Source organism: Serratia sp. PL17 (assembly GCF_017832355.1).
Taxonomy (GTDB): Bacteria; Pseudomonadota; Gammaproteobacteria; order Enterobacterales; family Enterobacteriaceae; genus Serratia.
The window spans coordinates 1,374,562-1,397,213 of sequence record NZ_JAFIBY010000001.1; the positions used below are offsets into that span (position 1 = coordinate 1,374,562).

Genomic DNA, 22,652 nt, shown 5'->3' on the forward strand with positions numbered 1-22,652 from the left:
GGATTTTTATGATTTGTAAATTTATTTCAGCAACGGTAATGAAAGCGAAAAATAGCATGATAATTCCTTCGGGAATGTCTCTCGGCCTATGCTTTCTGTTGCCTTCTTTATTTCCTGCGCAGGCAGCATCAATCAGAATTTCCCCGGTTAATATCGAGATGCAGGCGTCGCAGAAGGCAACCGCCTTGAGCCTAACAAACTCAGGCACTGAAGCCGTCAGTTTGCAGTTACGCGCCTTCGCCTGGTCGCAGCAAAATGGGCAGGATCATCTTGCTCCAACCTCAGAACTCATGATTAGCCCCCCCGCCGTCACCGTACCTGCGGGCGCTTCTTATACCGTGCGTGTGGCACGTACTGCCGTGGCCCCAGCGTCTTCTGAGTTAAGTTATCGTTTACTGATTGATGAATTACCCCGCCCGGTTGATCCAAGAACGTTCAATCCAGGTATTTCAATGATACTGCGGACTTCCCTTCCGGTTTTCGTGGTTGACGATAAGGCTTTCGCCCAACTGGTCTGGCGCACCTGGCAAGATGCCAACGGAATACATGCCGAAGTCCACAACACCGGTAAGCGTCACGCCAAAATCAGCCAACTCACACTGAGCGTCAACAACGTTCCCGTCAGCTTTGGCGCGGGTTTAAACGGCTATGTTCTGGCGGGGACATCACGAACGTTCACCGTGACGCAGCCAAACGCACGGGTGAAACTGACAAAAGGTCAATCAGTCACCCTGAGGGCCAAGGATGGCTACCTGCCGATTGAAGAAACGCTGTATGTGCAGTAATCCAAATTCGTGCCCTTGGTATGGTGCACTGAACAAGGCGATGATTGGCTTGCTGTTCAGCGCTACACCTCTGGCTTTTGCCAGCCAGATTGAACCCGGGCACCTCACAGGCACCCAATCGCTGCTTTTAGCCGTTACCCTCAATGGGTCATCCACCGGAGAACTGCTTGCGGTTCAGCGTTTTCCCGATGGGCATTTCAGCGCGTCTGCGGGCGATTTACGCCTTTTACGTATAAAAGTGCCTGCCGCCATTGCGGATACGGCACCGCAGGCGCTAAACGAGTTGACTGGCATCCGCGTGCAATATAATGAAGCAACGCAGACATTGGCATTGTCGATCCCTGAGAGCCAATTGAACGCCTACGCGGTCAATATTGGTGAAGCGAATCTGGCACCTGACTTCTCGCAGATCAGCGCCGCGCCGGCGGCCATTCTTAACTACGGGGTTTACCACAGCCGCACCGAGGGTAAAAATCAGTTGGCCGGTTCAGCCGAGGCCTTGTTTACCGGGCGAATGGGCGTGGTTTCAACCAGTGGATTGTATAACGACAGTGGTAACTATAACGGCAACAAACAGGTACGCCTGGATAGCTACTGGCGCTATATCAACCCCGAGAGCGTACGGGCTTATACCGCCGGTGACTTTGTCAGTAATGCCTTGGCCTGGAACAGTAGCGTCCGACTGGCCGGTTTCCAGTGGGCCAGCGCCTTCGATCAACGCTCAGATTTGGTCACGGCCGCCTTGCCGGAGTTCTCCAGTTCTGCGGCATTACCTTCCACGCTCGACTTATTTGTCAACCAACAAAAGGTTTACTCAGGCGCTGTGCCTTCAGGCCCTTTTGATATCAAATCACTGCCTTATGTCTCGGGGGGAAATGTAACCCTGGTCGCGACCGATGCTACCGGTCGGCAAATCACCACCACTCAGCCTTACTACTATACCGCCAGCTTGTTGCAGCCAGAGCTGTTCCAATTCTCGCTGGACGTTGGGATTCCCCGTTTTAACTATGGCAGCAAAAGCGACGATTATGACAACACGCTGTTTGCTGCCAACTCCCTGCGTTATGGCTTAAACCGTTCAGTCACGCTGGAGAGTCACAGCGAATTCTCTGCTGACGGGCTGGCTAACCTGGGGGGCGCGGTATCTCACGGACTGGGTGGTTACGGCGTGATCAGCAGTTCCTGGTCAGCCAGCCGTTATGAAGATTATACCGGCCAAAAAACCAGCGTGAGTATTGAAGGCCGTATTGCAGGCGTGCAGATGTATGCCGGTACGGTGCGTACCTTTGAGGACTATTTTGACCTGGCGCGGGTATCCAACACCCGCCTGGCACGCAGAAACACCCTAAACAGAGTGGCAGACAAGACGGATTACTGGCTGGCCAATACGGCCCAAGCCAGCGTTATCGACCGCCTCGGTGTCAATATGACGCCGTTCGATCGGCTTTCAACCAACATGAGCTACAACCGCATCGTCAGCCAGAGCGACGAAACACGCACGCTCAATTTGTCTGTATCGCGGGCGTTGAGCCAAAGTAGCACGTTGTCTGCCAACCTCTATTCGGATCTTAATCACAGCGGCCGGTACGGTGCCTTTCTGACGCTCAATATCTTTCTTGGCGGCAATATCAACGCCGCGGCGGGGATCAGTCGTGACAACGGGGTGACCGGCTTTAGTCAACGCATTTCCGGGGTGGCCGATCAGCGTCAGGGAGCCGTTGGTTGGGGTGTCGCCAATACGACGTATCAAGGCAAAGACGATCAGCGGAACGCTTACATGAGCTATCGCGCAGCTCTGGCTCAGTTACGCGCCCAGATCAATCAGTACGGTTCTGCCACCAGCAGTGAGTTTTCGGCCGAAGGGGCATTGCTGGCCAGTGACAGCGGTATGTTTGCCACCAACAAAATTGGCGATGCCTACACCATTGTGAAAAATGCCGGCCCACATGTCGACGTACTTCAGGGTGGCGTGCGTATGGCGACCACGAACAGTAATGGCAGTGCACTGCTGCCCGATACCCGCCCTTATTACAACCAAAGTGTGTCTATCGATCCTGCGACCTTACCGGACGGTTGGGAAGCTGCCGCCACCGAGCGTACGGCGCTGTCAGGCTATCGCCAAGGCGCGGTGGTTGACTTCGGAACCCGAATCAACCATGCCGCAATCGTCCTTCTGCAGGATCGCCATGGGCAGCCTATCCCGCCGGGCTACCCGGCGCGTCAGGATAACGGCGACGTTAGTCTGGTCGGCTATGAAGGGCAACTCTATGTAAAAGGCTTAGTGGCACACAACCGCGTGATCGTCGATCTCGGTGCTGCCGGCCTGTGTTCCGCTCGCTTTGATTATGACCTTAAGGGTCCGGTTCAACCCATGATTGGCCCAGTGAGGTGCGAATGAAAATGCCGTTATCTTCCCCCGTTGTCACTTGCAGGTTGCGGCCCGGCACGGGGAAAACGCTTTGGAGTTACAGCCTGGGGATCTTGCTGGTGAGCAGCTCACTGGTTGTGCCCACCTCCGTTCAGGCCGAGATTTCATCGCCATCCTGTCAGTTCACCGGTGGCCAAATGAACCTTGGAACCTATTCCTCCACGGCTGCGGTCGACAGTGCCCAGGCAATTGGGTTTAGCTGCGCGGTAGGTTTCTCATGGGGCGATCCCGATCCGCGTGCAACCTTCAGGTTGTGCCTGACGATGGGGGAAGATCCGGGAAACCAGGCAGGTTACCAGCCCTGGCGCTATCTGAAGAACAATAACGTGACCGGCACCGGTGAAGCGTATCTGGCCTATAACCTGTATGCCGACAGCGCGCACTCGCAAATCCTGATGCCAGAGAATGCCGGAACGCCTCTGGTCGTCGACTTTACGCTGTCTGCAGGGAACGGCAGCACCTATGTCAGCAACAATGGCAGTATCCCTATTTATGCACGGATTGCCAGCGGCCAGGGTGCTTTGTCGGCCAACATTTACCACAGCTATAACCCGCCATTCACCCTGCGTTATCAGGCCGTAAGCGGTGGGACTCCGCCTGCGACCTGTGACGGTGGCTCGTCCACCACCACTTCTGGCGGTATCCAAATCATTACACAGGTCACGGATAGCTGCAGCCTCAGTACGCGTGGCGTCAATTTTGGCACCCTCGATGACGTTGGCCAGCTTAAAACGGCGCGCTTCGCCGAAGGGGCGGTAACCGTACAGTGCAGTTCAGGCAAGCCTTATACCCTCTACCTGGGGAGTGGTAACAATCCTGCCTCTGATGGATACCGGCGAATGGCCAACGCACAGGCGCAGCTTCCCTATCAACTCTACCAGGACAGTGCCCACACCCGAGTTTGGGATGAAACAGGCGGCACAACGCAAACCGGCGGGATAGGCGGTGTCAGTGGTGCAGGCAACGGTGCCAGCCAAACGCTAACGATCTATGGACTTATTCCGGCGGGGACCCCGGTGCCTGGTAACGTCGGGACTTATTCGGACACGGTGATGGTCACCGTAGCCTACTGAACAGCCGCTTCTGCGGTTCGTTATTTATCAATACTCAAAGGGAGTTTTCCATGCGCAATACATTCGTACCTTTCGCCATTCTGTCCAGTCTGGTTGCTACGCCGATTATGGCCGCCACGACAACGGCAACACTTACCGTACAGGCAGTCGTTCAGTCTTCCTGCTATCTGGATTCTAACGCGGGCTCGACCCTGGGCAACGCCCTGCTCGATTTCGGCACCCTTTCCAATCTGGAAAATAATGTCGATGCCGAGGCGACCACGGCCGGTTCGGCACTGTCGATCATTTGCACTAACGGTACCACTTATGACGTTGCGGCAAACCTTGGCAGCAATGCCGACGACCAGCAACGTCAAATGGCGAATGGCAGCAATCGCCTGCCGTACAACCTGTTCTCAGATAACGCGCGCAGCACGCAAATTGCCAATGGCACCACCTTCGCTAGCGGAACGGGTAATGGTCTGTCGCAAAACATCAATATCTATGGCCGAATCCCGGCAGGCACCGCGCTACCAAGCCCAGGAAACTATCTGGACACAGTGACTCTGACAGTGACTTACTAAGATATTTTCACCGCCTCAGTCCCCTGGGGCGGTGAAAAAGAACGGTTTTGGTTAGGAAAGAAGCAATGACACAAATATCAGCAACATTGGTTGATTTCACCGCGAGCATGAAGCACATATTTCCTCAGTTTTTGGAAACTGTGCCGATGCCCATAAAAATGACCCACTATTTCTCAGAGAAGAATCTGACTGATTTCACGCATGATTATCAACACCACAGTAAAAGCATTATCATTTTTTACCTTTCCGATCGTCTCAGTAATCTTGATAGGGAAAAAAGTGTGATAAGCGATTTTCGAATGCTCAACCCAAGACAGACGGGCTTTATCATCTCTGGTGGCGACACTTTGATCATTCGAAATCTTATTACCTCCCTGCCGTACGTGTTGCTGCACAAGGATGAGCCGACCCCCATTCTTGCCTATTATCTGATGCAAGGCTGTTGCAATAGGTATGTACATAGCCCATTAATCAACAAAATCAACGAAATGGAGATTCAGCCTCCGTTAAAAGCACGGGTGCAATATCTCAATGATAGAGAGAAAGCGGTCATGTATGACTTTTTGATGGGGATGCAGTTGGAGGCTATTGCCCAGAAACGGCAATCACCCAAAAAAACCATTGCCAGCCGCAAGTACAGCGCCATGAGAAAACTGGGCATTGATAATAAAATGCAGCTACTGCTGTTAGATCCAGAATGGTTGACGCTCAGCGAGCCGACAGAAGCCATCAGCAGCGATGTTTCTTTGAGCAATACGGCATCCAGAAGAATCACTCGCCCGCGTTCAAAGCAGAAGCGGCCAAATTGGTGAGCGAGCAAGAATATTCGGTGAATTAACCAGCCTCAACAAGGCATCCATGCCCCCCGTTTGAAAGTGGATAACGGGAGCCCGTGGCCAAAGCAAAATTACATTGAATTAACGTCTTTGAGATTACAATGTTGGGGCAGTGACTACACATGCCAACACCGGGGTTAGCGTCAAAGCCACTCGCCCCAACATTGTTCCCACCGCACCTCGCTGAAGGGCATACTCCCTCCCTAAGTGTTATTGCTTCCAATCCCTAAACTCGCTAAGATCACTTAAAATAAATTTTAAATATTAAACAAAATGAATAAATCTGAGTCGACCCCAGATGCCCGTTTCCTGAATTTACCCGCGGGCTATTTTGGCATGGTATTGGGTATCATTGGCGCAGGCTTTGGGTGGCGTTATGCCGCCACTATTCTGCCTGTCCCCGCTCTCGTCGGTGAAGGACTGGTGGTCATCGCTACCCTCATCTGGTTTCTATTGAGCTGCGCTTTTATATACCGGTTATGGCGTTTTCCTCTCAGCGTGAAAGCCGAGATTAAACATCCTCTCATGAGCAGCTATGTCAGTTTGTTCCCTGCCACGACTATTTTGGTCTCCATTGGCATTGTGCCCTGGTGGCGTTCACTCGCCGTCGCTATGTTCACGGTGGGGGCCGTGGCGCAACTGAGCTATGCCGCCTGGCAAAGTGCCGGCCTGTGGCGAGGAACACACCCTGCTGAAGCCACTACCCCTGGGCTCTACTTACCCACTGTCGCCAATAACTTTATCAGTTGCATGGCTTGCGGAGCACTGGGGTTCCAGGATCTGGGTCTGCTGTTCCTCGGGGCGGGTGTCCTTTCCTGGCTGAGCCTGGAACCGGCTATTTTACAGCGCCTGCGCAGTCACGGGGAAATGCCGGAACCGGTACGGCTTTCTCTTGGTATTCAACTGGCACCGGCGTTGGTCGCCTGTAGCGCCTGGCTGGCGGTTAATGGCGGTGAGGCGGACGTACTGGCCAAAATGCTTTTTGGCTACGGTCTGCTGCAGCTGTTGTTTATGGTCCGCCTGTTTCCCTGGTATCTGAAAGGCCCCTTTAATCCCGCATTCTGGAGCTTTTCATTCGGGCTTTCTGCGCTCGCCACAACCGCCCTGCATTTGGGGCATGCCAGTCACGGGGGGATATTACCCACCCTCGCCTTGCCCCTTTTCATCTTCAGCAATGTTCTGATCGGCCTGTTATTCGTTCGTACACTGATTTTGCTGTTTCAGGGTGACTTACTGAAATACGCTAAACATCCCTGAAGGCAAGGAGCAGGCTCTCAGCTTACCGACGCGACGATATGTTCGCGCAACCATTGGTGTGCCGGGTCACGGTGGGAACGCTCATGCCACAGCATTGCCATTTCGAACCCCGGAATCTCAACGGGCGGTTCAACGACCTGCAAGGCGCTATTATTACGCACCAGGCGTGCAGGCAGCATCGCCACCAGCTCTGAGCTTGCCAACACCGACATCACAAACAGGAAGTGTGGCACAGAGAGCACGACTCTTCGGCTTAACCCGGCGTCTGCCAGCACGTTATCCGTCACACCGAAAAACCCCCCGCCGTCCGGCGACACCATGACATGCTCCAGCATGCAAAACTGGGCCAGTGACGGCGTTTTTTGCAAGCCTGGGTGCCCCGCACGACCGACCAGCACATAACGTTCACTAAACAGGATCCGCTGACGCAGATTAGGCGGTGAGCCTTCACGCGTATGGAAAGCCAAATCAATCTCCCCCAGTTCTGCCTGTTTCGCAATGCGTGACGGTGCCGTTTCAATCACAGCCAAGCGGCTATGCGGCGCCGCGGTGCGTAAGCCAAGCAACGACGGTTGAACAATGGTCGATTCACCGTAATCAAAAGCGGCCACGCGCCAGATGTTGTCCGCAACCTGAGGATCAAAGGGTTTCGCAGGTGATACTGCGCGGTACAGGGCTTCAAGCGCCAGACGCAAAGGTTCGCGCAATGCATCGCCACGCGCGGTCGGTCGCATTCCGCGTGGCCCAGGCAGCAGCAAAGGATCGTTAAAAATATCCCTAAGCTTGGCAAGATGAACGCTGACAGAAGGTTGGGAAAGGTTCAGTCGCAGCGCCGCACGGGTCACATTATGTTCAGCAAGCAAAGTATCCAGCGTGACCAGCAAATTAAGATCCAGTCGTCTGATATTATCCATGGTAATACCTATAATATTAGAAATTCATTTCTAATATAGCTGACAACAGCCTACTCTGGCCTCCATCAATTACTGGAGGTCCTACAATGAACGTCTTACTCGTCTATGCTCACCCTGAACCGCAGTCACTGAATGGTTCACTCAAAACGTTTTCAATCCAACATCTCAAGGCCGCAGGCCACGAAGTTAAGGTGTCTGATCTGTACGCCATGCAGTGGAAAGCCACGCTTGACGCAGACGACAGTACAGCAGAACCCGGTGCGCGTTTTGATCCCTCCAGGGATTCTCAACATGCGTTTGCTCAAGGCCTGCAGAGTATGGACATCACACTTGAGCAGGAAAAACTGCGCTGGGCAGATACCGTTATCCTGCAGTTTCCACTGTGGTGGTTCTCAATGCCGGCGATCCTTAAAGGCTGGGTTGAGCGCGTCTATGCTTATGGATTTGCCTATGGCGTGGGAGAACACTCCGACTCACGTTGGGGAGATCGTTACGGTGAAGGAACCCTGGCTGGCAAACGCGCAATGTTGATTGTGACGACTGGGGGATGGGAGTCTCATTACGCGGCTCGGGGTATCAACGGCCCAATCGATGACATTCTGTTCCCTATTCAGCATGGGATTTTGCATTACCCGGGCTTCGACGTGTTACCCCCCTTCGTCATTTATCGTACCGGCCGAATCGACGAGGCTCGATTTGCCCAGATTAGCCACGCGCTGGGGCAACGTCTGGACAACTTAGGGCAAACCGCTCCCATTCCTTTCCGCCGTCAGAATGCCGGTGAATATGATATCCCGGCATTAACGCTGAAACCCGACATTGCCCCTGAGCGGGTGGGGTTTAGTGCGCACATCGAATCGTGATGACGTGCACCCTATTTAGGGTACTGTGCATCGTATATTACGCCATATGAGCAATAAATGACCGATAGCCCGTAGCGCTGCGGGTAATGTCGTTATTATTCAATTTATCCGCAGCAACATCCGATGCCGACTCTGTTCCGTAGAACGCATAATACGCACTATATTTCGCACTTACATAGTTAATGGTTATTTCAAATGGCCGTAAGACGTCGTCCAGTGCGTATTTATAGCGCCCCGAGGTTGAATAGTCCTGCTCCCTGATACCGGCGGTCACTGCTAATGCGACTTTACGATCCTTCATCTTATAACCGCTGCCGGATCCATAGGCCCAGCCGTAGGTGAGCACATCGTCAAGCCACTTCTTCAGCAACGGCGGTGAGCTGAACCAGTAAACCGGAAACTGCAACACGATTTTTTCATGTGCTTCAATAAGTTGCTGTTCTTTCTCAACGTTAATCTTCCAGTCGGGGTAAGTATTATATAATTCATGAACGGTATAGAGTTCAGGATATTTACGTAACTCCGTCAGCCAGGCCTTATTTATCACTGAACTCTCTATATCAGGATGTGCAACCACCACCAGCGTTTTCATTTGATTTATTCCTTTGGATTAGTTCACTGGGGGTATCATATGTTATGCTTTTTTAATGTAAAGTACGCACCTTAACGATATATACTAACCCGCAGGATAGTATCAAATGCCAAATAACGAAATATGCAGCCCGACAGGCGTTAGCCTTGAAGAGACCGGATATGGCTATACGCTGTCGGTGATCAGCGGGAAATATAAAATGATAATTATGTATTGGCTTGCGCAGTATAAGCCGGTTCTCAGGTTCAATGAGCTCCAACGCTGTATTGGCACTATTTCGTATAAAACGCTCAGTGCGACGCTAAAAGAGATGGAAAAAGACGGTATTATCTCCAGAAAGGAATATCCGCAGATCCCCCCCAAAGTTGAGTACAGCCTTTCAGCACGTGGACGCTCATTGATCCCTATCATCGATCTACTCTGTGCTTGGGGAGAGGAACACCGCGAGCCTCCTAAGAACGGCGAATAAATCGCTGTTCCGTCATCTGCTGCCCCCATTGTGTACCCGGTTGTTCATCTGTAAGCACAAAACCGACGCCTTCATACAGGTGCCGGGCAGCATCCAGTCCTTTGAACGTCCAAAGGTGTGTTTCATCAAAGCCTTGCTCGTCACAAAAACTAACGGCATGGTTCAAAAGCTGACGGCCAACACCACGACCGCGTAAACTGTCATCAATAATGAAAGCGCGCAAATGAGCGCGGTTATCCCCCAACCTTTCACCATCAATGGAAACAGAACCAACGATACGATCCCCGCTCAATGCGGACCAGGTTTGGTTCTGTGGATGTGACAGTCGGTTCGCGAGCTCGGACAGCATCGAACCGACGGTAGCTTCAAAGAAGGCACCGAAACCCACCGCACGTGAATAATATTGCATGTGCATTTCCAGCGCTCTGCCGACAAATCCGGGCAGATAACCGCTCACGATCTCGATAGGTGGAACAGCAACCGATGCTTCACCCAATCGATGTGCCCGCAGCGAAGCGGCATAATGCTGTAACCCCTCGGCAATGCCGGCACTGGCCCCAACCGGCAGCTTTTCCAGGGCGTTAAGTACCTGATGTTCGGCAAATCTATTGATCCCTGCCAGGGTCTTGCGCCCTTTTTCCGTTAACCGCAGTATCTTTTCTCGTGCGTCCCGCTCACTGGGCTGTGTGACCAGTTCTCCGGTTTTGATCAACTTGTTCAACATGCGGCTGACGCTGGATTTCTCCAGATTGAGTACGCTACAAAGTTCTGCCGCAGTATCTACATGCCGATCCCCGATTTCAATCAATGCATGCACGGCTGAAGGCGGCAGATCTGTCCCTGCAAGGGTACTGCCCATAAAACCCAATTCACGCACTAAGTGGCGGGATGCATCCCTGATGGGGTGTAAATACGGACTGGATTGCGTTATCGACATGATTGGCACTCTGATATAGTTGTATTGTACAACCATATCAGAGTTATTCAGGAATTCAAACAGCCGCTACGGCCGGAGAAAAAAATACACACGCAGTTATTCTGGCGCTGAGGACAGGGGTAAAGACGCTGGTTCAGGCGCAATCCCCCCTAAATATTAGGCGGCGCCATCGCCTTTTTTTAGCTCTTTCAGGTATTTGTATACTGTCGCACGGCCGAGGGATAACACGTTGGCGATATAATCGGCGGCACTTTTGGCTTTAAAGGCGCCTTCTTTATATAAATCGATCACCAGCTGCTTTTTCTGCTCGCGGGTTAAAGACCCCAGCGATGTGTTTTGTTGACGAATCCACTCGTGCAGGAAGGTATTGATCTTCTCCTGCCAGTCATCTTTGAACAACTGTTGCGGCTGCGGCTGCAAGCGCGTGACCGACAAAAACATATCCAGTGCATTCCTGGCGTCTTCAAACATGGCGGTGCTCAGATTGATGCACAAGAGATAACGGGGGGATCCGTGCTCATCCCGGGCGGCAATACTCACCGAGCGCATTTTCTTGCCATCCCAATTGAGCTTTTCGTATGGGCCTGTGACCTGACCATCACTGTCGAGTTCAAAATCTTCCAGACCGGCGTCATCGCCTGGTTTGCGTTTTGACAGATTATTGGCAAGGTAGGCAATTTTGTTGGTTGAGACATCGTGTATCACCACTTCCACGTTAGGAAAAAACAGTGCAGCGATGCCGTCAGCGACTGACTGCAATAATTCAAGTTGGGACGTGGATTTCAACACGTTGCTCTTTCTCCGTAGCGATTATGCCATGATGACAGTGGTCAATTTCTATCATCCGGTCAGCCGCTTAGCATACCTTAGTTGCCATTGAATGCCGAGCAAGAGAACGGCATTCAACCCTCTGGCCAGGTTTACTCTGCCTCTCTGCTGCGTTGATAAAACACGTAACCTTCCCGAGCCACGCTGTTTTTGATTCTGAAACGCCAGACGAGCGCCAGAGTGATAAACCACAGCGGCATACTGCAAAGAGCAATCAAGGTGTCACGGTCAAATATCATCAGTACCAGCGTGAAAGCAAAAAACGCCAGCGTCAGCCACGTCATGATCACCCCGCCAGGCATCTTAAAGCTAGAACGAGCGTGCAGCTCAGGTCGCTTTTTGCGGTAAACTAGATAGGCCACCAGGATCATGCCCCAGCTATACACCACCAGTATCGCCGCCACGGTAGAGACAACGGTAAAAAGCGTCATCACATTTGGCATCAAAATGAGCAGCATTGTCCCCACTACCATGCAAAAACACGAGAACATCAGACTGCGGATCGGAATGGCGGTATTGCGCGAAAGTATTTTGAACTGACCGTGTGCATGCTTTTCCATCGACAGGCCGTACAGCATACGCGTACTGGAATACACACCGCTGTTAGCCGAAGACATGGCCGATGTCAGGGCCACAAAGTTAATCACCGCAGCGGCGGCAGGTAAACCTGCCTGATCGAACAGCATAACGAACGGGCTGGTGTCCGGCGAAATATGGTCCCATGAGGTCACAGCGATGATCGCCAACATGGAAAACACATAGAAGATGATGATGCGCACCGGGATAACATTGATCGCCTTAGGCAGCACCTTTTGCGGGTTTTTAGTCTCTGCCGACATGGTGCCCAGCAATTCGATGCCGGTGCAGGAGAAAATGGCAATCTGGAAGCCGGCAAAGAAGCCGAAAATACCGTGAGGCATAAAAATAGCGGGATCCGTGATGTTATTCACCGACGCTTTAACGCCGTCCGGCGAAGTCCAGCCAATGAAGACCATCCAGGCTCCGGTAACGATCAACGCAATAATGGCGATCACTTTGATAATGGCAAACCAGAACTCTGCTTCACCAAACATCTTCACTGACAACATATTAAACAGGCACAACAGCCCCAGCGTCAGTAAGGCAGGCAACCAGGGAGAGACCTCCGGATACCAATACTGCACGTAGCCACCGCATACCACCACGTCGGCAATGCACGTCACCACCCAACTCAACCAATAGGACCAACCGAGAAAGAAACTGGCTTTGGGCCCCAGGTATTCGGAAACAAAATCAGCAAACGAACGATAGTCGAGCTTGGTCAGCAACACTTCACCCATTGCCCGCATGACCATAAACATGAAGAAGCCGACGATGACATAAGTCAAAACGATAGACGTCCCAGAGAGCGCAATAGTTTTGCCTGACCCCATAAACAAACCGGTGCCAATAGCGCCGCCAATGGAAATAAGTTGAATATGGCGTTCGCTTAAACCGCGGTGCAAAGTTTGGGCGCAGTCTGTCCCCTCGGTTGAAATGGCATTCAACCGATGTTGCTTACTTTTTGTCATGGTGTTACCTGTCCGTCATTAAGGCGATTAAGCAGCTTGTACCGCTGCATCAGGAGTGAAACGCACCGGGCGTTTTACCGGCAAAAAAGAAATTCAGGCAAAACGAAGCCCGCCCTTTTGTTAAAGGGAAGTAAATATCTGTGCACATCTGAAAACGGCTATTGGAACTGCGCTGTCGCCCACATTTAGCATGCGAGGCATGAGCGTGGCGGGTAATTGCTTTACTATCAGATTGTTATAAATATTCTCGTTCAGAAAAAAAACGCTGCAAGCGCCGATTTAACATGAATTTAACTCTGGCGTCAGGAAACGGCATTGTCAACACGACACTTAAATAAAATGAAACTTTTTGATCACATTCAAGGTTCTGAAAAATAGATAAAAACGGGTTTTATGCATTTTTTATGCATAAAGCATGCGTAGTCAGCTAACCGCTTCTGAAAAAGTAATTAACTATTCATTTTTACGGCTCAAAACCCGCTGGCAACCGGCTTCCAGCCCGATGATGGGGGCTAACAAGCGGCATTTTTAATGGTAAATTTAGCGTCGCAAAAGTGTTATGCACTTAGTAATCCACGGTTAAACAAAATAAATACCTCTATATAAAAAAGGTTGGTTATGGAAAAGCTATCCTACGCTTCAGAAAGCAGCACAACGGCCTGGGCCACCTATCTGCAACAAATCGACCGCGTTGCGCCTTACCTCGGTGATCTGTCGCGTTGGGTCGATACCCTGCGTCACCCTAAGCGTGCGCTGATTGTCGACATCCCTCTGCAGATGGACGACGGTTCAATCCGCCACTTCGAAGGTTTCCGCGTTCAGCACAACCTGTCGCGCGGCCCGGGTAAAGGCGGGATCCGCTACCATCCAGACGTTGACCTCGATGAAGTTATGGCGCTGTCAGCCTGGATGACCATCAAATGTGCGGCGGTCAACCTGCCATACGGTGGTGCCAAGGGGGGGATCCGCGTCGATCCTTTCAAACTGTCTGAAGGCGAGCTGGAAAGATTGACCCGCCGCTACACCAGCGAAATCGGCTTTATCATCGGTCCACAGAAAGATATCCCTGCACCAGACGTGGGTACCAACTCTAAAGTGATGGCCTGGATGATGGATACCTACTCCATGAACCACGGCACCACTATCACCGGCGTAGTCACCGGAAAACCTATCCATCTGGGCGGGTCTCTGGGGCGTGAAAAAGCGACGGGTCGCGGTGTGTTCGTGACAGGTTGTGAAGTGGCCAAGCGTTTGGGCGTGCAAATCGAAGGTGCCAAAGTTGCGGTTCAAGGCTTTGGTAACGTAGGTAGCGAAGCAGCCCGCCTGTTTGTTGGTATCGGCGCGCGTGTGGTGGTTATTCAGGACCACTCGGCAACGCTGTTCAACGCTAACGGCATCGATCTGGCTGCATTGACCGAATGGCAAGCCAAGAACAAGCAGATCGCCGGTTTCCCTGGCGCGAGCGAGATCGAAAGCGAAGCATTCTGGTCTGTTGATATGGACATTCTGATCCCCGCGGCGCTGGAAGGCCAGATTACCCGTCAACGTGCAGAAATTCTCACTGCCAAGCTGGTTCTGGAAGGTGCTAACGGCCCAACCTACCCAGATGCGGACGACGTTCTGCGTTCACGCAACATTACCGTTGTACCTGACGTTATTTGTAATGCCGGCGGCGTAACCGTGAGTTACTTCGAGTGGGTACAGGACATGGCCAGCTACTTCTGGAGCGAGAGCGAGATCAACGAGCGTATGGACAAAATCATGACCGACGCTATGGTCCACGTTTGGAACAAGTCAGAAGAGAAAGAGTGCAGCCTGCGCACCGCGGCTTATATCGTCGCTTGTGAGCGCATCCTGACCGCCCGTAAAGAGCGTGGCATTTACCCAGGTTAATGCATTATTCATCCCGGCTTGCTTTGCAGGCCGGGATTCTTTCATGAGCCTCCCTTCAACGCAGCAGTCGTTTTAGCACTTTCCCGGTACTGGTCATCGGCAACCGTTCAACAAACTCGACAATGCGCGGGTATTTAAACGCCGCCAACCGTTCTTTGGTCCATGCGATCAGCGCGTCTTCACTCACCGGCTCGTCCACATCCTTCATCACCACTACGGCTTTAATCTCTTCGCCAAGGGAGGGATGCGGCACGCCAATGACTGCCACAAATGACACTGCCGGATGGCGAATCATCAGTTCTTCAACTTCTCGTGGGTAGACATTGAAGCCGCCGCGAATAATCACATCTTTTGACCTGTCGACAACGAAATAAAAGCCATCGGCGTCACGCCGTGCCAAATCACCGGTTCTAAACCATCCGTTTTCCAACACCTCTGCCGTCGCTTCTGGGCGGTTAAGGTAGCCCTTCATCACGTTGTGACCACGCACCGCAATTTCACCCACCTGATCTATGCCTTCTATCGCTTTACCGGTGACATCAACCAGCCGCACTTCTATCCCCCAGATAGGCTGGCCAATAGATCCCACTTTGTTGACCCGGCCCGGATGGTTAAAAGTGGCAACCGGGCTGGTTTCCGATAGCCCATATCCTTCCAGAATATTGACGCCAAAACGCCGGGCGAAATCCTCAATGATTTGGACGGGCAAACTGGCCCCGCCGGACACCGCCATGCGCAAATTTTTACGTAACCGTGGGAGGTCCGCCGTATCGTCCAACGCGTTCAATAATGCCCAGTACATTGTGGGGACGCCGGCAAAAAAGGTGATGGCATGTTGTTGCATCAGTCCGATAGCCTGCTTTGCATCAAAACGCGGCACTAACACCAGCGTTGCGGCCAAGGCAAAACCGGCATTCATCTGCACCGTAGAGCCAAAAGTATGGAACAGCGGCAACGTCACCAAATGGCGATCGGGTCGCTCCACGGAACTATTGAACAGTTGTACCGATCCCAGTGCGTTTAACACCAGATTGGCGTGTGTCAGTTCTGCCCCTTTAGCGCGGCCCGTGGTGCCACTGGTATAGAGAATTACCGCGGTGTCCGATTCCACCGTGGTGGCACTGTCATACTGGGTGGGCTGTGTGCCAGTCGCTTGGCTGAAACGCTCACCTGCAAGCGGTAGGCTATCGCCGATAATAATAAACTCACGGCAGTTTTCTGCGGTTTCGAATGCGCGCCGTGCTTCTGCCCCCAACGCCAATCCCTCGTTCCCTTCGAAACAAAAGAAGGCCACCGCCTGCGAGTCTTGCAGGTAATACTCAAATTCGCCGGCTTTCAACAACGTGTTCAAGGGCACGATCACCGCACCGACTTTGAGCACGCCATAATATATGGCCGGGAACTCCCATATGTTTGGACAGGCCAGCGCCACCCTTTCTCCGGGTTGCACACGCAGGGTGACCAGCAGATTGGCAACCTGATTAGCCCGATGATTAAGCTCGGCATAGGTGAGTTGGAATGGGTCTTGTATCAGTGCCAAACGATCCGGAAATGAACGCGCACTCTCTTCAAGCAATGTGGCCAGATTTAGCATGTGATGTACTCGCAAGCAGAGACCGGGGATCGCCCGGCAAGCCAATGGATGAGATACTGCGCCACCTCGCTGAGGTTGCTCTCCCTGAACAGCCTACGGCGGAAAAAGCCACGGCACCAAAAGTATAGACAAGGTCATACCTCTGTACAGGTTCGCGTTCCCCTGCCCAATAGTCTATATGTTAGGCATTCTTCCCCTCCCAGAGGACTGCCCCCATGAGTAAGAAAAAGATCCTGATGCTGGTCGGCGACTATGCCGAAGATTATGAAACTATGGTGCCGTTTCAGGCATTACAGATGATTGGTCACCAGGTTGATGCGGTTTGCCCCGACAAAGTTAAAGGCGACTACATCATGACGGCGATCCATGATTTTGACGGTGCGCAAACCTACAGTGAAAAACCCGGCCATCGCTTTACTTTGAATGCAGACTTTTCAACCGCGAAAGAAGAAAACTATGACGCCTTGTTGATCCCCGGCGGCAGAGCCCCTGAGTATCTGCGCTTGAATCCGCAGGTTATCAAACTGGTACAGGCCTTTGATGCGGCACGTAAACCGATCGCCGCCGTTTGCCACGGCCCACAGCTGCTGGCCGCTGCCGGCGTTTTAAAAGGGAGAACCTGTAGTGCCTACCCGGCCTGCGCCCCAGAAGTGCAGTTGGCCGGCGGTCACTATGCGGATATCGGAATCGATCAAGCCCACGTCGACGGTAATCTGGTCACTGCCCCGGCATGGCCTGCACATCCGCAATGGTTGGCAAAATTCGCGGAATTGCTGGCTGAATAGCACCACAAGAAAGGCCCGGTATTAATACTCGGGCTTTTTTATTTTATGCGATAAATGCCCCACAATGAATTTCTCCAAGAGCACACTATTTTATCCTGAATGTCGCCACGTTACTTTAATTGCTCAATCAGAAAATGGATGTCATACAACCAACGCTTGGCCCGGGCCGATCGCACCAGCATATAAACATACAGCGGCCGGATCCGTTCTATTTCAAGATCCCAGTGATGACTGCGACGCGTTGATGAAGAAAATAACAGGGCTGATTTTGATGCCGGCCTGAAATATAACTCATGGCTGTAATTGCTGCTGTCGATGAGAAAAGCGTCGAAGTAGCCGCGCATCAAGGTCTCCGATACCGGTAACGACAGGTTTAGCTCTTTGTTTATTTCCGTATTCAGAGTAATGGCTACCCCCCTTTTAAGGAGGCCGGATGGATTATACCGCTCAATTACCGAGATCACCTGTTGCTGAATATCACTTTCCATTTCAACCTCAATGTATTTGGCTGCGCGAATGATGCAATACCATTCAGACTCTGTTGATTGTGACGAGTTCTTTACAACGAGGTTATTTTCCTTTTCTTTACACTTTCACCACAGAATGGGTATAAAAATACGCAGAGCGGCGTCACTCCACCCTGCGTAATAGCGTTACTGCTGTCGACAAAGTTTATTGGGTTAGCGAGGCATTATTGGCAATGACAGCGTCACTGTGTTTCTCTGCCGTAATACCGCCCCCCAACACCTTATACAGCGTAATCAGGTTCTGGTACTCGGTTTGCCGTGCTGTAATCAACGACTGACGGGCGGTATACAATGTCCGTTGCGCATCCAGCATCGTGAGATACGTATCCACACCATGTCGATAACGCAGCTCCGCAAGGCGGTAATACTCTTGCGACGCCGCCACATAGCCCGTTTGCGCCGCCAACTGTTCCTGAATAGTCCCTTTACGTGCTAACGCATCGGCCGTTTCCTGGAAGGCCGTCTGTACCGCTTTTTCATAGGTAGCGACATACAGATCTTTCTGCGCTTTGGTGTAGTTCAACTGCGCCGTGTTATAGCCCCCGGTGAAGATCGGCAAACTGATGCTCGGCGCAAAGGACCAAACGCCGACGCCCTTGCTAAACAGTGATGACAACTCCCCGCTACCCACGCCACCGCTGGCGGTCAGGCTGATCGACGGGAAGAACGCCGCGCGGGCAGAGCCGATATTGGCATTGGCAGCCTTCAGATTATGCTCGGCCTCCAATACGTCAGGCCGGTTCAGCAACACCTGCGATGACACACTGGCCGGTACCTCTTTCATGATGTTTGACAGTGCTTCGATCCCCGTTGGCAGCAGGTTTTCTGGCACGCTTTGCCCCACGACCAGGTCCAGGGCATTTTTTGCCTGGGCGGCACTGGTGGTGTAACTGGCCACGTCCGATCGTGCCTGCTGATACACCGTGTCCGCCGAAGCGACGTCGACCATCGACAGAATGCCGTTTTGTTGGTTTTTGCGCGTCACCGCCAAGGATGCGCTGGCGCTTTCCATGGTGCTCTTAGCGACGGTGAGGTTACTGCGCGCTGCCGCAACATTCACCCAGTCAGTGACAATATCGGCGATCAACGTCAGCCGGGTACTTTTCGCGGCTTCTGACTCCGCCAGATAGGTTTCAAAGGTGGAACGTGACAGGCTGCGATTTTTGCCGAATAAATCCAGTTCAAATGCACTGGTGCCTGCCGTCGCTTCATAGCTCTGGCTTATCGCTGTCGCATTACCGTTGCCGGTCAGCGCACGACCCCGGCTGCCGTCCACACCGGCATTAACGGTTGGGAACAAATCGGAACGTTGTTCGCCGTACAGCGCCCGCGCCGATTCGATATTGGCAATGGCTTCACGCAGGTCGCGGCTGCTGCTCAGCCCCATCGCCACCACCTGCCGTAACTTGGCATCGACCACATAGTCACGCCAAGGGATATCCGGGTAGCTCAATGACAATTTACCGGAAGGCGCTGTATAAGCCGCCCCCTGCGGTAAATTGGCCGGGACCGGCGCTTGCGGGCGCTGGTAGTCAGGATCCAGCGAGAGACACCCCGCCAGGAACAGCGGAAGTGTCAGAATGATTAAACGTTGCAGCACATTATTCTCCTGCCTGTGGCGCACTATTTTTTACTGGTGTGGCGTGGGTCGTTTTGCGTGAAAACATCCGTCGCACCAATACGTAGAACAAAGGAACGAAGAAGATAGCCAGCAACGTCGCCGTGAGGGTGCCGCCAATGATCCCCGTGCCAATGGCGATCCGGCTGTTGGCCCCTGCACCGCTGGAAACCGCCAACGGCAAGACACCGGCAGTAAACGCCAGGGAGGTCATCAGGATGGGGCGCAAACGCATGCGGGAGGCTTCTATCGCTGCGGCGATTAAGGTTTCACCCCGTTGGTATTTCTCTTCGGCAAATTCAACGATCAGAATCGCGTTCTTGGCCGACAAACCGATAATGGTCAACAGCGCCACCTGGAAGTAAATGTCATTTTCCAGACCGCGCAGCGTGATCGCCAACAGCGAGCCAACCACGCCCATCGGTACCACCATCATCACAGCAAACGGAATGGACCAACTCTCATACAGCGCAGCGAGGCACAGAAACACAACAACCAGCGAGATGGCATACAGCGATGCCGCTTGCCCACTGGTCAGGCGTTCCTGGTAAGAAAGGCCGCTCCACGAGAAACTGCTGGCGGAGGAGAATTTCGCGGCCAGCGCTTCCATTTCATCCATCGCAGTGCCAGAACTGACGCCCGGTGCGCCCTCACCGGTAATTTCAAAGGACGACAGGCCGTTGTAGCGTGATAAGTTTTCCGGTCCGTAGATCCAGTGGGAGGCGGCAAAGGCCGAAAACGGTGTCATGCTGGTGGTACTTGTACTGGATGTCCCGTGCACAAACCATTTATCGAGGTCTTCCGGTTTGGCGCGGTATTCCACATCCCCTTGCATATAGACTTTTTTCACCCGGTTGCGATCGATAAAGTCGTTGACGTAGGTGCTGCCGAACGCGCTGGTCAGGGTACTGCTCACGTCGCTGGCGCTAAGGCCCAACGCCTGCAATTTGTCATTGTCGATCTCCACCTGCAGTTGCGGCGTATCCGGCAACGTATTGGCACGCACGGCGCTCAGGTTTGGGTTTTTCCCCGCGGCGGCGATGATCTGATCGCGCATTCCCTGCAATTCTGCGCGGGTAGTTGCCCCTTTGGCCTGCAACTCGAAGGTAAAGCCGTCAGACTGCCCAAAGCCGTCAATTGCCGGTGGACTCATTGAGAAGACCTGAGCGTCGCGAATCGTGGCGAAGTGCGCCATTGCACGTTTGGCTATCGCGTCGGCGGTATTCGCAGCGCCGGTGCGTTGGCTCCAGTCTTTCAGGCTGACAAAAGCCATACCGGCATTTTGCCCGCTGCCGCTGAACCCAAAACCATTAATGGTGAAAATAGTGCTGACATTGGCCTTCTCATCGTTCAGGAAATAATCCTTCACCACGTCGCTGACCGCGGATGTACGGGCATTGGTTGCCCCAGCCGGCAAGGTATACTGCACCATCACCACGCCCTGATCTTCGTTGGGCAAAAAGCCGGTCGGCAATCGCATATACATCACTGCGGCGGCAATCAACAGCAGGCCGTACAGCAGCAGATACCGCATTGGGCTGTGGATCACCCGGCCCACCTTGTCGGCGTACTTCGCTTGCAGACGGTTATAGCCGCGGTTGAACTTGCCAAGCAGGCCTTTGTTGGTCAAATCCTCATGGGTGGGTTTCAGCAAGGTTGCACAGAGGGCCGGTGCCAGCGTCAATGCCAGGATCACCGATAGCACCATAGAAGCCACAATGGTGACGGAGAACTGGCGATAGATCACCCCGGTCGAACCACCAAAGAACGCCATCGGCAGGAATACCGCTGACAGCACCATGGCAATACCCACCAGTGCGCCAGTGATTTCCGACATCGATTTTTCCGTCGCCTCACGCGGCGGCAGTTTTTCTTCCCGCATCACACGTTCGACGTTCTCTACCACCACGATGGCGTCATCGACCAACAGGCCGATCGCCAACACCATGCCAAACAGCGTCAGCGTGTTGATCGAATACCCGAAAGCGGCGAGCACACCAAAGGTCCCCAGCAATACCACCGGCACGGTAATGGTGGGGATCAGCGTAGTGCGTAAATTCTGCAAGAATACAAACATCACGATCACGACCAGCACCACCGCCTCGAACAGCGTTTTCACCACTTCTTCGATCGAAATGTTGATAAAGTCGGTGCTGTCTTTCGGATAGGCGACCTTGTAGCCATTCGGCATGGACGTTTGGTATTCCGCCACCTTTGCCTTCACCAATTTGGCGGTGTTAAGCGCGTTGGCCCCGGCAGCCAATTTAACCGCAATGCCGGATGCCGGGTGGCCATTCAACCGAGCGCTGGAAGAGTAATCCTCGTTACCCAGCTCAACCCGCGCTACGTCGCCCAGACGCACCAACGCCCCGCTGCTGTCACTTTTCAAGATGATATTGCGGAACTGCTCCGGCGTTTGCAGGCGTGATTGCGCCTTCACGGTGGCGGTCAGTTGCTGATCGGCACCCGAGGGTAAATCGCCGATCTTACCGGCGGAAACCTGGGTGTTTTGCGCTTCAATAGCCGTTTCTACATCGGATGGCATCAGTGAATAGGACGCCAGCTTGGTGGGGTTTAGCCAAATGCGCATCGCGTATTCTGAACCGAACACCTGCACGTCGCCGACGCCGTCGATACGTGACAAGGGATCCTGAATGTTACTCACCAGGTAGTCAGAAATATCCGCCATGCTGGCCTTGTCCGTCTCGTCATACAGGCCGACGATCAGCAAAAAGCTGCTCTGGGATTTCTTCACCGTCACACCTTGGGCGGTGACCTCGGTCGGCAAGCGACTTTCCGCCTGTTGTACCTTGTTCTGCACCTGAACCTGAGCGATATCGGGGTCAGTGCCTTGATCGAAGGTGACGTTAATGCTCACTGAACCGTCGGAACTGCTGGTCGCCGAAAAATACAGCAGCCCATCCAGGCCAGTTAGCTGCTGTTCAATCACCTGGGTAACGCTGTTTTCCAGGGTTTCCGCATCTGCGCCCGGATACGTAGCGGAAATGGAAATCTGCGGTGGTGACACGTCAGGGTATTGCGAAATGGGCAGCGAGTTGATCGACATCAGTCCGCACAACATGATGATGATCGCAATCACCCAGGCAAACACGGGCCTGCGAATAAAGAATTGGGCCATG

19 protein-coding genes are annotated in these 22,652 nt (G+C 52.9%); 10 read left to right on the top strand and 9 right to left on the bottom strand.

The genetic code is table 11. The features are described 5' to 3' along the window. Positions 1–38: 38 nt before the first annotated feature. The 6 genes from JOE25_RS06675 (at position 39) to tehA (ending at position 6,942) form a co-directional block, all read left to right on the top strand. The gene (locus tag JOE25_RS06675; protein WP_209633469.1) at positions 39–785 is read left to right on the top strand and encodes a molecular chaperone; all 747 of its coding nucleotides are present in this window, start codon (positions 39–41) and stop codon (positions 783–785) included. Continuing rightward, positions 775–3,183 carry a fimbria/pilus outer membrane usher protein gene (locus tag JOE25_RS06680; RefSeq protein ID WP_209633470.1) on the top strand — a complete coding sequence of 803 codons (2,409 nt, stop codon included), beginning with the start codon at positions 775–777 and terminating at the stop codon, positions 3,181–3,183. Before JOE25_RS06675 ends, JOE25_RS06680 begins: the two co-directional genes overlap by 11 nt. Further along, positions 3,180–4,286, top strand: a complete 1,107-nt coding sequence (locus JOE25_RS06685; RefSeq protein WP_209633471.1) for a spore coat U domain-containing protein — start codon at positions 3,180–3,182, stop codon at positions 4,284–4,286. Before JOE25_RS06680 ends, JOE25_RS06685 begins: the two co-directional genes overlap by 4 nt. Before the next feature lie 50 nt (positions 4,287–4,336). Further along, entirely contained in the window at positions 4,337–4,849 is a 513-nt protein-coding gene (locus tag JOE25_RS06690; RefSeq protein ID WP_209633472.1) for a spore coat U domain-containing protein, read from the top strand. Positions 4,850–4,914: 65 nt separating this feature from the next. Then, positions 4,915–5,661 carry a LuxR C-terminal-related transcriptional regulator gene (locus JOE25_RS06695; RefSeq protein WP_209633473.1) on the top strand — a complete coding sequence of 249 codons (747 nt, stop codon included), beginning with the start codon at positions 4,915–4,917 and terminating at the stop codon, positions 5,659–5,661. A 297-nt stretch (positions 5,662–5,958) separates the two neighbouring features. Then, complete coding sequence (gene tehA / locus JOE25_RS06700; protein WP_209633475.1) at positions 5,959–6,942, top strand: dicarboxylate transporter/tellurite-resistance protein TehA; 984 nt, start codon at positions 5,959–5,961, stop codon at positions 6,940–6,942. A 17-nt stretch (positions 6,943–6,959) separates the two neighbouring features. On the opposite strand, the gene JOE25_RS06705 is transcribed toward tehA, so the two are convergent. After that, on the bottom strand, positions 6,960–7,856 hold the full coding sequence (locus JOE25_RS06705) for a LysR family transcriptional regulator (RefSeq protein WP_209633477.1): 897 nt from the start codon (positions 7,854–7,856) through the stop codon (positions 6,960–6,962). Between the two features lie 86 nt (positions 7,857–7,942). On the opposite strand from JOE25_RS06705, the gene JOE25_RS06710 reads away from it, so the two are divergent. Next, positions 7,943–8,719, top strand: a complete 777-nt coding sequence (locus JOE25_RS06710; RefSeq protein WP_209633479.1) for an NAD(P)H-dependent oxidoreductase — start codon at positions 7,943–7,945, stop codon at positions 8,717–8,719. A 37-nt stretch (positions 8,720–8,756) separates the two neighbouring features. Here JOE25_RS06710 and JOE25_RS06715 read toward each other — a convergent pair whose 3' ends face one another. Further along, a complete protein-coding gene (locus JOE25_RS06715; protein WP_209633481.1) occupies positions 8,757–9,311 on the bottom strand; it encodes an NAD(P)H-dependent oxidoreductase in 555 nt (184 codons plus the stop codon). A 106-nt stretch (positions 9,312–9,417) separates the two neighbouring features. On the opposite strand from JOE25_RS06715, the gene JOE25_RS06720 reads away from it, so the two are divergent. Then, positions 9,418–9,780 carry a helix-turn-helix domain-containing protein gene (locus JOE25_RS06720; protein WP_209633483.1) on the top strand — a complete coding sequence of 121 codons (363 nt, stop codon included), beginning with the start codon at positions 9,418–9,420 and terminating at the stop codon, positions 9,778–9,780. Here the strand turns inward: JOE25_RS06720 and JOE25_RS06725 are convergent. From JOE25_RS06725 to JOE25_RS06735, 3 genes are all read right to left on the bottom strand, one after another. Next, positions 9,764–10,717 carry a helix-turn-helix domain-containing GNAT family N-acetyltransferase gene (locus tag JOE25_RS06725; protein WP_209633485.1) on the bottom strand — a complete coding sequence of 318 codons (954 nt, stop codon included), beginning with the start codon at positions 10,715–10,717 and terminating at the stop codon, positions 9,764–9,766. The two genes, JOE25_RS06720 and JOE25_RS06725, sit on opposite strands and share 17 nt — an antisense overlap. A 156-nt stretch (positions 10,718–10,873) precedes the next feature. Further along, a complete protein-coding gene (locus JOE25_RS06730; protein ID WP_209633487.1) occupies positions 10,874–11,506 on the bottom strand; it encodes a PAS domain-containing protein in 633 nt (210 codons plus the stop codon). Between the two features lie 131 nt (positions 11,507–11,637). Then, positions 11,638–13,095, bottom strand: coding sequence for an amino acid permease (locus tag JOE25_RS06735; protein WP_209633489.1), 1,458 nt, complete (start codon positions 13,093–13,095; stop codon positions 11,638–11,640). 618 nt (positions 13,096–13,713) lie between these two features. Between JOE25_RS06735 and JOE25_RS06740 the strand changes: the two genes are divergently transcribed. Beyond that, on the top strand, positions 13,714–14,988 hold the full coding sequence (locus tag JOE25_RS06740) for a Glu/Leu/Phe/Val dehydrogenase (protein ID WP_209633491.1): 1,275 nt from the start codon (positions 13,714–13,716) through the stop codon (positions 14,986–14,988). Between the two features lie 55 nt (positions 14,989–15,043). Here JOE25_RS06740 and JOE25_RS06745 read toward each other — a convergent pair whose 3' ends face one another. Then, positions 15,044–16,582: a long-chain fatty acid--CoA ligase gene (locus JOE25_RS06745; protein ID WP_209633493.1), complete on the bottom strand. Its 1,539-nt coding sequence runs from the start codon at positions 16,580–16,582 to the stop codon at positions 15,044–15,046. Positions 16,583–16,797: 215 nt separating this feature from the next. On the opposite strand from JOE25_RS06745, the gene JOE25_RS06750 reads away from it, so the two are divergent. Then, a complete protein-coding gene (locus JOE25_RS06750; protein WP_209633496.1) occupies positions 16,798–17,367 on the top strand; it encodes a DJ-1/PfpI family protein in 570 nt (189 codons plus the stop codon). A gap of 110 nt (positions 17,368–17,477) precedes the next feature. On the opposite strand, the gene JOE25_RS06755 is transcribed toward JOE25_RS06750, so the two are convergent. The 3 genes from JOE25_RS06755 to JOE25_RS06765 form a co-directional block, all read right to left on the bottom strand. Then, the gene (locus tag JOE25_RS06755; RefSeq protein WP_209633498.1) at positions 17,478–17,855 is read right to left on the bottom strand and encodes a DUF1493 family protein; all 378 of its coding nucleotides are present in this window, start codon (positions 17,853–17,855) and stop codon (positions 17,478–17,480) included. Between the two features lie 184 nt (positions 17,856–18,039). Beyond that, the gene (locus JOE25_RS06760) at positions 18,040–19,494 is read right to left on the bottom strand and encodes an efflux transporter outer membrane subunit (RefSeq protein ID WP_314589407.1); all 1,455 of its coding nucleotides are present in this window, start codon (positions 19,492–19,494) and stop codon (positions 18,040–18,042) included. Between the two features lies 1 nt (position 19,495). Next, complete coding sequence (locus JOE25_RS06765; RefSeq protein ID WP_209633500.1) at positions 19,496–22,651, bottom strand: efflux RND transporter permease subunit; 3,156 nt, start codon at positions 22,649–22,651, stop codon at positions 19,496–19,498. Between the last annotated feature and the right edge of the window lies 1 nt (position 22,652).